Below are 13,126 nucleotides of genomic sequence, written 5' to 3'. Positions count from 1 at the left end.
CTGGGCCATAAAAAAGGAGGTGTAATCATGGCGAAGAAAATCAAACCTGTTTCCAACATGGAAGAACTGTATGATCGTGAGGTGGAACGAAGTCTATCTGAAATTAATTTTAATAAGTTGTGCAAGCGTAAAATGCATCCATCCCCGTCAGCTTGGGAGGATCAAGTGCTTTACTTCTTGATGCTAGATCGGTTTTCTGACGGCGCTGAGGCTGAGTTTCTCGACAACAACGGCATGCTCGATAAATCGGGCACGACTCCGCTTTTTCAAGATGCTGCAGACAACGGCAATGCGATCCGAACGCCGGAAGAGGCAGCTGCCTGGAGAAATTCAGGCGGCACTTGGGTCGGTGGTACATTAAAAGGGTTGAAAAGCAAAATCGGTTACCTGAAACGGCTCGGCGTTACTGCCATCTGGGTAAGTCCGCTCTTAAAGCAAGTCTATTATCAGGATACCTACCATGGCTATGCGATTCAAAATTATCTTGATGTCGATCCTCACTTCGGCAGCCGCGAAGATTTTCAGGATATGGTCGCCACGGCACATGAACATGGTATCTATGTAATTCTCGACATCATCATCAATCATTCCGGCAATGTCTTTTCCTATACTCCAGATTCTGCCCGCCATCATACAGTAGATGGTCAACCAGATTTTTTCTGGGATGGAGGTTGCTATCGTGCGGCGGCCTATCATGACAAGAGTGGGAAACCGAGCGTTCCGTTTGAGCCAGATAAAACGCAAGCCATCTGTCATGCCATCTGGCCGGTGGAACTTCAGGCTCCTGCCAGTTTTACGCAGAAAGGCTTCATCAGAGGCTGGGATAACTATCCAGAATATCTGGAAGGAGATTTTTTTAACCTGAAGGACATCGAACTGAAGCAGCCGTATGTTGATTCGAATAATGCAGCGGCCTTTGTCCCTTCCGCTGCGCTTTTGCATCTGTGCGAAGTTTATAAGTTCTGGATTGCTTTCGCAGATCTCGATGGCTTTCGCCTCGACACCGTAAAACATATGGAACTGGGCGCTACCCGCTTTTTCACTAACACTATCCGTGAATTTGCGCAAAGCATTGGCAAAGAAAATTTCTACATCATTGGCGAAATCACTGGCGGACGTGATCAGGCTTATCAATCAGTGGAGGAAACGGGCATCAGTGCAGCGCTGGGAATCGATGACACGCCAGACCGACTGGAAGCTCTCGTAAAAGGAGAGTGCAATCCAGATGACTATTTTTCTTTGTTTCGCAACTCACTGCTGGTAAACAAAGGCGCGCATACCTGGTTTAACAACAAGATCGTAACCTTGTTTGAAGATCATGATGAAGTACGCAAAGGAAATAATAAAGCCCGTTTCTCTGCAACGCCAGACGGGAAAAAATTGATTCTCAATGCGTTTGCGCTCAATGCGACAACGTTGGGGATTCCTTGTATTTACTACGGTAGTGAGCAGGGCTTTGACGGTGCAGGCGACAACGATCGTTATCTGCGGGAAGCGATGTTTGGCGGCGCCTTCGGCGCTTTTCGAAGCCGTGACCGACACTTTTTCAACGAAAATCATCCACTTTATATAGAGCTGGCAAAAATATTAGCCGTACGCAGCGACAAAATCACATTGCGCCGAGGCAGACAGTATTTGCGCGAAATTTCCGGTGACGGCATAACGTTTGGTTATCCGCAGTTTTTGGGCCAAAAGATGCTCTCGATTATCCCTTGGTCCCGCATCTTTAACCAAACTGAAATCTTGCTGGCTATCAATACGGATACATCCAATCATCAAATGGCCTGGACTACTATCGATTCCGATTTGCACAGTCCCGGTAATCAGTTGCGGTGTATCTATGCATCCGATCCATCCGTCGTACCGGAGGCTCTGTCAGTAGTTTCCCTCAATGCTCGAAACGCAGTACAACTTACCGTTCCTGCCCATGGTTTTGTCATTTATGAAAAAGTGGATTGAGCTAGATTGTTTTTCAGGAGGGCGGGGCTTTTTAGATGACTCCGGCTTTTTTAAAGACTTGTTATTTTAGTTGAGGCTTTGCATCCCCATAGAAAACTCCGCCCGCTTCGATCAAAGTGACCGAAACGGGCGGAGTTTTGTGATGAAGTAAGGCTATCTCTTAACAGTTCTGCAGGTCATCCAAGATCGAGTGGATGATCTGCTCGGCAACCGCTTTTTTAAGAGTCGATTGGAAAAAGTTTATCGATAAGGTTAAAACGTTGTTATAGGTGCTGGTGAGCAGCATAAAAGCAGGGGCAAAGAAAGCGGGGCCGATCATATAGCAATCGATGGCCGTTGCAGAGCCAAAGGAGACGGGTTTTTCGGCAAGGATTCCAACGTTGGAAAGCCAGGGGTTGCATAAATTGGTCTGAGCCGACATCTCTTTGAACCCTTGCCATTGCAAATCGGCGTCTTTAAACGGCATGCTTCCATGGGTAGCAATAAACAACGCCATGTTTATGCCCGGTTGATTATTTTTCATGTGGGTTGTTTCTGCTGCGACCTTACGCAGTGTAGCGGCGAAAGATTCCGCCGGAGCGCAGCTGCCCCTAATCAGGTTCATCCCGGAAAGATTGCTGACGGCGCTTATGGTCTGGTCAGGCAGGTAACGCCGCAAATCGACGGAGTTGCATACGGCAATTGTTTTTTGCGGCGCTTCGGCAATAACGCCAAGCGTTCGTAAATACGCGGTCAAGAGAAGGTCATTGATCGTGACGCTATGGGCATGTGCTTGTTTTTTGAGGCGCTCGAACTGTGCGGGCGTCGTTTGTCCCACCGCGGCGAAAGGCGCTTCGTCTTTTCCGGGCGTGAAGGGGAGCGCGACGGTCGGCATCATGTCGATTTCGGTATTCGCGGTTTTAAGCCAGGCGGCAATAGCGGGGGATTGAAAGATCGGCTCCTGGCTGCGGTTGGCGGACGGATTGGGGGGGATGAAGTACTGGCGGCCCTGGTAAAGATGTTCGTAAATGGATAACAAAAGGGTGAGATAGCGTTTGAAACCGCCCGCATCGCAACAGGCATGGTTGACCTTGATGCACAAGGTGTCTGTAACGGAACGGATTATTGTGGCTTTTATCTGGCAATCGCGCTCGAAATCATGGGGAGAAGCAATGAATTGTTGTACTTCTTTTTCACTGTTGTCCGTTTCGACGACAGAGCATAATTCTAGACGCTTAAGATCCGGGTGCTGCAGCCAAATCGCTTGCTCATCCCTTTCGATGAACCGACAACCTAAAACGGGTTCGGCGGCCAAGGATTGCGTCAGGGCATCGCGCAGAAGCGTCTCATTTATTCTGCCGTTGAGTTTGATTACATAGCTGAGTTGGTTGTTTGCAAAATATTTGGCGCTGAGATAGTTGAAAACATCTTGGGAAAAAACGGGATAAGAAGGGAGTTCCTTTTTCATTAAGCATCGCTCCTAGTTGCTTGTCTGCACCAAGAAAAGATTGTGATGAAAAATGGGTTCGAAGAGCGGGGCGGAATTTTTGCAGCTGCTATAATTACTGGTGCGCTTTATCTTTGCTATTCTATGGCTGGCGGCGGATTCCTTTGTAAAGCAGACACTTATCTTTCCCCTGGGCTGGCGTGAATAACTCTGAAAACCTGGAAAAAATTTGCGAAAAACAAATCGCTTTAAACTCTAGAATTCTAAACATAGCAAGCCGCCAGAGGCGATTGAAATAATCGAGTCTGGCGGTTTTTCTTCCGTTTCATAAAAGGATCCACTTTCTCATAACAGCAGAGAGATGGGAAAAAATAGCAGGAAGTGAGAGCGATTTCGGCGAAGTATTGCTGAAGAATTGTCGGATGTGAAAGTAGCCTTAACAATGACAAATGAGCAAGGTGCGGCATGCTGCAGAAGGAGGCAATATGGCGGAAAAGAAATGGGCGCTGAAATCCATTCGCCAACGCTTGATGTTGTATCTGTTAGTAACCGTATTTGTCGTGATGTCATTGTTCGGCTTAGCGCGTACCGTTTTTATCACGAGTACGATTCATGAAGAATGGCAGGAAAAGGCCGAGAAACTGAATCGTTTAGCGGCGTTGGCGCTGGTTAATCCGATCTGGGATTATAATCGCAGAGGCATTAACAGCGTTGGCGATGCCTTGATGCAAAACAAAGAAATTGGTTGGGTCACGATCGAAGCGGAAGGAGCCAAGGTCATTTATCATAAGGGCAAGGAAGGGGACGAATATCAGACCGATAAAATCGTGACGGTACACGAACCTGTCTATAAAGATGAAAGCGTGATTGGTACCTTGAATGTTGGGATTACCACGCATTATCGGCAGCGTGATATTCAAAGGGAAATAGGCCAAGCTGTCGCAGGAATAATAGTGGTGCTGGGGATTCTATGGTTGATGATCCTCTTTGTTTCGCGGTCGGTGATAAAACCGATTGAGGCTTTGAGCAAAGGAACCGATGAAATTGCTCGCGGCAATTTAGAAAAGCGACTTCCTGTTTTGTCCCAAGATGAGATTGGCGTATTAGCGGAGCGTTTCAATTATATGCTGGAGCGTCTCGAGTGGATGCAGCAAGAACGTGAACGGACGCAAGCGGCGCTGGCGGAATCGGAAGAGCGGTTTCGCAAGGCTTTTCATCATATTGCCGATGTGGTGGGCATCGTCCGCCTGGCGGATAGAAAATATATCGATGTGAGTGAGAGCTTTTTTCGGATGCTTGGTTATCAGCGGGAAGAAATAATTGGACGACGCTCGCTTGAATTTGGGCTGTGGAAAGAGCGGCAGGACTATGAAGAGTTGTATGAAGAGTTGCGTGTCAGTGGCGCAGTCCGGCAGCGCGAAGGCGCTTGGCTGACGAAAGATCGCTCGGTGCGAAGCGGCGTCTATTCGGCGGAGGTCATCGAAATTGGCGGTGAAGGTTGCGTCCTGTTTGCCTGGCATGACATTAGCGAACGAAAGATGGCGGAGGAACAAGTGCGCCAAGCGAGAGATGAACTGGAAGTCAAAGTGGAGGTTCGGACGCAAGAGTTGACGGCGATGAATGAAGAATTGACGGCGATAAACCAGGAATTGATTCATACGTTGGAACAACTGAATCAAACGCAGGATAAACTGATTCAATCGGAGAAAATGGCCGCCATGGGTACGCTGGTTGCCGGAATTGCGCATGAAATCAATACGCCGCTTGGGCTTGGCGTGACTTTGGCGTCGCGTTGGGGCGAACTGAACCGGGATCTGGAAGGCAAATATGAAAATGGTCGATTAAGCCGGAATGCCTTAAAGAACTATCTGCAAGAGAGTAAAGAGATTGATGAAATGCTGGAGCGGAATCTGGAACGGGCGGCAAAATTGGTGCAAAATTTCAAGCAAATCTCGGTAGATCAGGCCAGTGAAATCCGGCGCGTCTTCAAGGTGCGAGAGTATCTGGATGGCATTTTGCTGACGTTGCATCCTAAATTGAAACATACCCGGATCGAAGTGATCGTGGACTGTGATGAAAACTGCGAGTTGGATGCTTATCCAGGCGGATTTGGTCAGATTATTACGAACCTGGTAATGAATTCGTTGTTGCATGGCTATGAAGCTGGGGCGGCCGGTATGATTCAAATCAACGGGGAACAGACGGACGATCATTTTGTGCTTAGCTATCGCGATGACGGCAAGGGGATGGATGGCAGTGTACTCGCGAAGATATTCGAACCGTTTTACACTACGAATCGAGGCGGCGGCAGTACGGGCTTGGGCATGTATGTGATATACAATATTGTAACCCAGCTCTTTAAAGGGAGCATCGAATGCCGCAGCGAAGTTGGTCACGGAATTCAGGTAGTGATTCGTCTGCCTAATGGGGTGCTGGAAGGGAATCAACTATCCGAAGGATAATCGGGGAGGGGAGAACGATGATGATGCGGTGCGGTCGGATGAAGCTACTCTTGGTAGTGGGTTTATCGTTGCTGAATTTCGGCTGTTTTAACCAGATGGCTAAACCGGAGGCGGAGCCGCAACAAGTAGCGCCGCCTTCGGTAAGGGCGGGAAAAAACCTAACGCTGGTTTGTGATGTGTACCCGCCCTATGAATATGAAGCGAATGGAGAGGCCGTGGGGCTGTCTGTGGAGATCGTCAGAGAAGGGTTGCGGCGGGCCGGTTACACAGCGACAATTACGATTTATCCTTGGGCCAGGGCTTTGAAAATGATCGAAAGCGGCGACGTCGATGCCATATTTACGGTTTGGAAGACGCCGGAGCGGGAAGCTTTCATCGATTATTCGCAGGCAATAGCGACAGATCGGCAACTGATAACGGTAAAAAAAGAATCGGCAATAACCTTTGACGGTGATCTGAGCAAGTTAAGTCAATATCGCATCGGCGTGATCAATGGCTTCAGTTATGGGGCTCCTTTTGACGCGGCCGTAAAAGAAGGAACGATCAAGGTTGAGGAAGCGGTTGAAGTGGAGAATAACATTGAGAAATTGTTGAGCGACAGAATTGATATCTATGTGGAAGGCGAATACGTCATTTTGCATGAATTAAAGAAAGCAGGCAAAATGTATCGTGTGAAAAGTTTGCGTCCGGCGGTCAACGAAACGGATGTCTATTTGGGTTTTGCTAAGAAACGAGAGCTTGGCGCGGTGCGTGATAAGTTTGATGCAGCGCTGGCAGAAATGAAAAAAGACGGAACGCAACAGCGGATCATCGACAGTTACACACGGTAGCGAAAATTGGGAACGCGCGCGTTCAAAAGCGTTTGGGGCGTAGCCGAGCAGAAAAATGTTGTAGATTATTGCGGCGAAAATAAAGAAGCGATCGAATAGGAGGAACGGCATGGGAGCGGTGAAACGGGAAGTGTATATCGACTATCTGCGCTTGCTGCTGATCGGGCTTGTCGTCATGCAGCATTTGTCCGTTACGTATAGCGGCATTGGCAGTTGGTACTACGTAGAAAAAGCGGCGCTGGGGCCGGTGCAGCAAACGGTATTTTTATTTTTCAATTCGTTCAATCAATCGTATTTCATGGGATTGCTGTTTTTTATCGCGGGCTGCTTTGTTCCGGGCGCATATGACCGGAAAGGTTTTTGGCGCTTTACTGCGGATCGCTTTTTGCGCTTGGGCGTTCCGGCTTTGTTTTATATGCTGCTGGTGCAGCCGCTGAATCTCTATATACTGCGGACTGCCGGAGTATGGCAGCAAGCGGATTTTTTTGCTTGGTATGCGAGATACGTCAGTTCGTTCGCTTTTCTTGGCGGCTCCGGCCCGCTCTGGTTTGCCGTGGCGCTGCTGATTTTTTCACTCTTCTACGCTCTCTTTCGTTTACTGGAGGGAGAAGCGAATGGAAGCAGACCGTTGTGTCCGCTTACGACCCGGTACTGCATCGGACTGATTTTGCTGATTGCCATTGTCGCCTTTGCGATTCGTCTGGTGCAGCCGATCGGTACGTCAATTTTGAACATGCAGTTTTGCTTTTTTTCCGAATACGTCTTTTTGTTTGCGGCGGGTATTGCGGCAAGCCGCAATCAGTGGCTTGCCGAGCTGCGCTATGAGTACGGTTTGAAATGGCTGAAGGCGGTCTTGTTCTTGGGGATTCCATGCTGGATCGCGGTAGTGATCGGCGGCGGCGTTTTAAGAATGCAAAGCATTGATGTCATAACAGGCGGCTGGCAGTGGCAAGCTGCCTGTTATGCGCTGCTGGAGTCGTTCTTCGGCGTAGGCATGTCCATTGGTCTGTTGGCGTTGTTCAAAGAAAAGTGCAATCGGCAAAGCCGCTTTTGGCAAACGCTGGCAGATAATTCGTTTGCCGTGTATGTCTTTCATGCGCCCATTATCATCACACTGACGCTGCTGCTACGCGATCTGCAATTCTGGCCGCTCTTGAAGTTTGCATTGCTGTCGGTCTTGGCGCTGCCGCTTTGCTTTGCGCTGGCACATTTTGTCCTGCGGCGTTTGCCGCTTTTAAAGCGAATTCTTTAGTCTGAAAATGAGTAAAGAGAAAGCGTTAACAAGCTGCCCTATGTTGAGTGGGGCGGCTTGTTCTTTGTCATCATCTCCTAAGACTTGAAGAAGTGGGAGGATTTGAGAAATGTTTCTTGAATGTTATTTTATTGTGGCGTTTTGAAAAGCCTAAGAGTTGCTGCGTTTGAGGGCCTATGAAGAATATCTCAGATGGGCTAATGATTAAACACGGCATCTTAAAAAGCCTAAAAGCTTAGGATTGGTTGTGAGCTTGTTTTTGCTGCATGCTTGCTGGGGTATGTAGATTTGATGGGGGTATTATTTAGTTATGGAAAAAGCAGTACCGACAAATGGAGGTTCATTTACACTGCGACTAGCAGTCGATATTGCACAAAAAGCCTATGCCCTGGAGCGGCAATATCATACGCCGCTGTTTTTTTATGATGCGGAACAAATCATGGCGGCGGCCACTGATTTTTTTACGGTTTTTTCTTTGCTCGCCAAGCAAAGCCAAGTGGTGCGGATAAAGAGTGATGGACAGCAGGCCGATATTGTTTTGCAACTCATGTCAGAATATATGGAAGAACGGTTGCAGAGGGAAGACGCGAGTGAGGATACGTATAAACTGGCGCAAGACATACAAACATTGACGCAACAACTGGTTTTGGCCTCTCTGCCAAGCGATGTCTCGTTGGAGGAGCAGGTTCGCCAGTTGAAAGAAGAACTGGAATTGTCGTACCGTAAGGTCGAGTTTCTTGAAAAGAAGTCCAGACAAATGAAAGAGGCAAGTTGGCATACGGGACGCTTAAAGAGTGAGTCGCAAGAACAAAAAATGCTGCGAAGCTTAAAAGCAGGCAAGGCCTTCGAACGTTTTATCGGTGTGAACCAAACGGTGCTAGAACTGTTAGCGCTGGCGGCCAAAGCTGCTAAGGTGCAGTCTACTGTTTTGCTTTGCGGCGCGAGCGGTACGGGAAAGGAATTGATTGCGGAAGGCATTCACCAAGCCAGTCCGCGCGCACAAGGACCGCTGGTTAAAATAAATTGCGCGGCCATTCCGGAAAATCTTTTGGAGAGTGAGTTGTTCGGTCATGAAAAAGGTTCGTTTAGCGGCGCCATCAAACGAAAATTAGGAAAGTTCGAATTGGCTCACTGCGGTACGATTTTTTTAGATGAGATCGGCGAGATGGAATTGAACATGCAAGCGAAACTGTTGCGTGTCTTACAGAACAGCCAATTTGAAAGGGTCGGCGGAGAGGAGACGATCGAAGTCGACGTACGCATTATTGCTGCGACGAATCAGAATATGGAACGGCTGGTGAAAGAAAATCGTTTTCGCGCTGATTTGTATTACCGGCTCAATGTAATTCCGATCTATTTGCCGTCGCTGACCGATCGCAAACAGGATATTCCGCTGCTGTTGGATCATTTCATGAAAAAGTTCAGTCAGGATCTTGGGAAGAAGATACTGGGGATCAAGAATGAGGCGATGGAGGCTTTAGTTAATTACGATTGGCCGGGAAATACACGCGAGCTACGCAATATTGTCGAAAGGATGGTTGCGCTTACCGATAATTCCTATATCGGTTTGGAAGACATCCCTGCGTGCTGCATGGCGGAAAGAATGAAGCCGCCTGACGACAGCATCATCAAGGCTGGAGAATTATTTCCGCTGGCGGAATACGAAAAGCAGATCATCCGGGCTGCATTGGAAAAGCACGGCAGCTATACGGCGGCTGGAAAAGTGCTTGGCATCACGCATAAGACGGTTGCGGCTAAAGCGCACAAATACGGCATAGACGGCCTGGATAGGGCCGAGTGAGATTGAAAGGAGTCGCAGGAGTATATGACAAGTTATTTTGGCGAATTTTTTGGTACAATGGTTTTGATTGTTTTAGGCAACGGCGTGATGGCGAATGTCGCGTTGCGCGGTACAAAAGCAGAAGGCGGCGGTTGGCTGGTCGTGACCGCGGGTTGGACGTTTGCCGTCATCATCGGTGTGTTTTGCGCGATTGCGACTGGGGCGCAAAATGCCGATATTAATCCGGTCATGACATTGGTGAAGACGCTGATGGGAATGTACTCTCCTGCTCAGGCGGCAATCACGATGGTCTGCCAATTGCTTGGCGCTTTTGTCGGGGCTTGTGTCGTGTGGATTCATTTTTGGCCGCATTGGGCGGAGACGGACGATTGCGACTTGATTTTAGCGGCGTTTTCTACCGGACCGGCGATTCGCCACAACGTGGCAAACATTGCGTCGGAAATCATCGGTACGGCCATGCTGGTCGTACCAGTATTCGCGATCTATTCGAAAAATGTCGGTATTCTTGCTCCGGGATTCGGACCGTGGTCGGTGGGCATATTGATTTGGGCCATTGGCTTGAGCTTAGGCGGCACCACCGGTTATGCACTAAACCCGGCGCGTGATTTAGGCCCGCGCATTGCGCATGCATTGCTGCCGATCCAAGGCAAGGGAGATTCGGACTGGAATTATGCATGGATTCCCGTTCTCGGTCCGATGCTGGGCGGTCTGCTCGGATTTGCCATTGCCCGGGCTACGGAACTGATTTGATGTTCCGGTCAGAGAATGGTATATGAAAGTAAAGTGGCAAGGATAAGCGGCTGGCTAAAACGAAAAGCTCTGAGGTTTTCTCAGAGCTTTTTGCAATTTGTGATGCAAACATTACGCCCGCGATATGGCAAGCCGGGAAAGAGCGAAGTAGAATAAGGCGAAAGAGCAGTAAGAGGAGTGGATGAAGATGATTCAGGGCATCAGTCATATCACGTTCATCGTGGCCGATTTGGAAAGAGCGGCAAAGTTTTTCAAAGACGTCTTTGACGCGAAAGAGGTGTATGCGAGCGGCGAAAAGACATTCTCGCTGAGCAAAGAACGCTTTTTCGTAATCGGCGGACAATGGATCGCGCTGATGGAAGGCGATCCGTTGAAGGAACGCAGCTATCATCATGTCGCGTTTCAAATCGCTGAGGATGATTTTGCGCGCTATGAAGAAAGGATCGTGGCTTTGGGGATCGAACGGAAGCGACCGCGCTCGCGTGTGGATGGCGAAGGAAGATCGCTTTATTTTTATGATTTTGATAATCATCTCTTCGAATTACATACCGGAACGTTGGAAAAAAGGTTAGAACGATACGCGAAGTGAAAAAATGTGCGTGAACGACAGCGGCAGGAATTGCCTCGTCGGAAGCCGAATAGGACGGGTGAGAAGCAAACGGCAAGGGGGAGAGAAGATGAACGTAAAGAAAATCATGTTGGTCATGCTCGTGCTCTGTTTAAGCGTCGCTTTTTCCGGACAGGCCGGTGCGGCGAGCGCCGTCGATTATGCCGATCCGGCACGATGGCTGGCGCTGCCGACAGCCAATGACAAGAACGTGGATGTATTTTATCTCTATCCAACCGCCTGGCAAAAAGCGGATGCAAAGGAACCGGACATCTGCGGCATCGATAATGCGTCGATGATGAAGGGTTCGAAAATGGCGTACGCGAAAACGGCGACCGCATTCGAACCGATCGGAAACGTCTATGCTCCGTACTATAGGCAGGCGGACATCGGTGCTGTCTTGACGCTGCCGCCGGAAAAACAGGCCGCAATTATTGCGGGCACGCCGAGAGAGGATGCGTTTGCCGCATTTGACTATTACATCAAGCATTACAATCAGGGCAGACCGTTTATCCTGGCTTCGCACTCGCAAGGCTCGAATGTGATGCTCTATCTGCTGGCGGATTATATGAAGGAACACCCGGAGGTATATCAGCGGATGATCGCCGCGTATGTGATCGGTTATTCGGTGACCGGAGAGTATCTCGCCCGCAATCCGCACTTGAAATTTGCGCAAGGCGCGGACGATACGGGCGTCATTATTTCGTATAATACCGAAGCGCCGGGCGTTAGCGGAAACAATCCGGTTCTGCTGCCGGGCGCGATAGCGATCAATCCGATCAGCTGGACGAGGGAGGAGACTCTAGCGACCGCGGAGGAAAGCTATGGCTCACTGCTCTTAAATGAGCAACAGGAATGGACGGCGGTTGCGCAGTATGCCGATGCGCGGGTTGATAAAACGAGAGGCGTCGTCATCTGCAGCACAGCGGATGTCGAGGCGCTGTCGCCGGGCAATGCGATTTTTCCCAAAGGCGTGTACCACCCGTATGATTATCCGTTTTATTACTATAACATCAGAGAAAACGCCGCGCTTCGTGCGGCAAAATTCTTGGGGAAATAATTAAATCGTCCCATGCGCCAAAATTGACGCCGCTAATCCAGCGGCGTCAATTTTTTACAATACAGAGACGGCATGCGTTGCTAAGATAAAAGAAAAAAGGAGACGAAAGCTACAATAAATTTGAGGAGGAGAGGATCATGTTGAAAGGCTATACGCTGCCAAGGACGCCGCGCGGGACATCGAGTCTTGCGCCGGAGCCGCCGTGGCATTATGTTGGTAATGCGCTTGCCGTGGAGTATGAAGCAAATCCGCTGGCAGCGGCCAGCTTTTTGCCGCAGGGACTCGAGCTGGCTTCCGGTCGTTGTGCGGTCTATTTTATTGAATGGCAATACTGCAGCGAAACGGGAGAAGAATATTTAGACCCTGTGCGCAGCCAATATCGGGAAACGATTATCTTGTTGTCGGCTGAATTTGAGGGGACGCCCGTATCATATTGCCCTTTTATCTGGGTGGATCAGGATGTTTCGTTAATGCGCGGCCTTGCACAGGGCTGGCCGAAACAAATGGGATCGACCTGGATCACGCGCGCCTATGATTTGCCGTCGAAAGCGAGCCCCGTTGTCGGAGCGGGCGGGAAATTTGGTGCTACGTTAGCGGTTAAAGAGCGCCGTTTGGCGGAAGCGCAAGTCACGCTGCGCGAGCTGACCGATTCGCTGCCTGCGCCTAATTTTGCCAAAGCGGTCAATGTCCGCTATTTTCCTGAACTTGCGGCAGGGAAACACGACAAACCGGCGGTGCATGAACTGGTGCAGCTTAAATCGCGCGATATCGCCGTATCGCCAATCTGGAAAGGGGAAGCGTCGATGTCGATTTTCGAGCATCCCTACATCGAGCTGCCTGACTTGCGGCCGACGTCTGTTCTTGCAGGCTATCGCTTCTCGTTTGCACTTACGGTGGATGACTTGCTTTCGCTTCGCGATCTGCGTAGCGAAGAGCGGAGTTAACTTTCCAGTCCGGAACATTCTTCCCTTCGGCGGTA

10 protein-coding genes are annotated in these 13,126 nt (G+C 49.4%); 9 read left to right on the top strand and 1 reads right to left on the bottom strand.

Going from position 1 to position 13,126, the window contains the following annotated elements; all coding sequences use genetic code 11:
* Window positions 1-27: 27 nt before the first annotated feature.
* On the top strand, window positions 28-1,959 hold the full coding sequence (locus QTL79_RS01040) for an alpha-amylase family glycosyl hydrolase (RefSeq protein WP_346353072.1): 1,932 nt from the start codon (window positions 28-30) through the stop codon (window positions 1,957-1,959).
* A gap of 160 nt (window positions 1,960-2,119) precedes the next feature.
* Here QTL79_RS01040 and QTL79_RS01035 read toward each other — a convergent pair whose 3' ends face one another.
* On the bottom strand, window positions 2,120-3,406 hold the full coding sequence (locus QTL79_RS01035) for a condensation domain-containing protein (protein ID WP_346353071.1): 1,287 nt from the start codon (window positions 3,404-3,406) through the stop codon (window positions 2,120-2,122).
* A gap of 464 nt (window positions 3,407-3,870) precedes the next feature.
* Between QTL79_RS01035 and QTL79_RS01030 the strand changes: the two genes are divergently transcribed.
* From QTL79_RS01030 to QTL79_RS00995, 8 genes are all read left to right on the top strand, one after another.
* On the top strand, window positions 3,871-5,847 hold the full coding sequence (locus QTL79_RS01030) for an ATP-binding protein (RefSeq protein WP_346353070.1): 1,977 nt from the start codon (window positions 3,871-3,873) through the stop codon (window positions 5,845-5,847).
* Between the two features lie 17 nt (window positions 5,848-5,864).
* Window positions 5,865-6,677, top strand: a complete 813-nt coding sequence (locus QTL79_RS01025) for a substrate-binding periplasmic protein (RefSeq protein ID WP_346353069.1) — start codon at window positions 5,865-5,867, stop codon at window positions 6,675-6,677.
* Window positions 6,678-6,786: 109 nt separating this feature from the next.
* The gene (locus QTL79_RS01020; RefSeq protein ID WP_346353068.1) at window positions 6,787-7,929 is read left to right on the top strand and encodes an acyltransferase family protein; all 1,143 of its coding nucleotides are present in this window, start codon (window positions 6,787-6,789) and stop codon (window positions 7,927-7,929) included.
* A gap of 310 nt (window positions 7,930-8,239) precedes the next feature.
* Complete coding sequence (locus tag QTL79_RS01015) at window positions 8,240-9,730, top strand: sigma-54 interaction domain-containing protein (protein ID WP_346353067.1); 1,491 nt, start codon at window positions 8,240-8,242, stop codon at window positions 9,728-9,730.
* Between the two features lie 24 nt (window positions 9,731-9,754).
* The gene (locus QTL79_RS01010) at window positions 9,755-10,480 is read left to right on the top strand and encodes an MIP/aquaporin family protein (protein ID WP_346353066.1); all 726 of its coding nucleotides are present in this window, start codon (window positions 9,755-9,757) and stop codon (window positions 10,478-10,480) included.
* A gap of 187 nt (window positions 10,481-10,667) precedes the next feature.
* Window positions 10,668-11,069 carry a FosX/FosE/FosI family fosfomycin resistance hydrolase gene (gene fosX, locus QTL79_RS01005; protein WP_428845452.1) on the top strand — a complete coding sequence of 134 codons (402 nt, stop codon included), beginning with the start codon at window positions 10,668-10,670 and terminating at the stop codon, window positions 11,067-11,069.
* Between the two features lie 88 nt (window positions 11,070-11,157).
* A complete protein-coding gene (locus QTL79_RS01000; RefSeq protein ID WP_346353064.1) occupies window positions 11,158-12,147 on the top strand; it encodes a DUF3089 domain-containing protein in 990 nt (329 codons plus the stop codon).
* Window positions 12,148-12,284: 137 nt separating this feature from the next.
* Window positions 12,285-13,091 carry an acetoacetate decarboxylase family protein gene (locus QTL79_RS00995; protein ID WP_346353063.1) on the top strand — a complete coding sequence of 269 codons (807 nt, stop codon included), beginning with the start codon at window positions 12,285-12,287 and terminating at the stop codon, window positions 13,089-13,091.
* The last annotated feature ends 35 nt before the right edge of the window (window positions 13,092-13,126 follow it).

The sequence above is a fragment of the Azotosporobacter soli genome (genome assembly GCF_030542965.1).
Classification (GTDB): Bacteria; Bacillota; Negativicutes; order SG130; family SG130; genus Azotosporobacter; species Azotosporobacter soli.
This window is presented reverse-complemented; position numbering and strand designations above follow the sequence as displayed.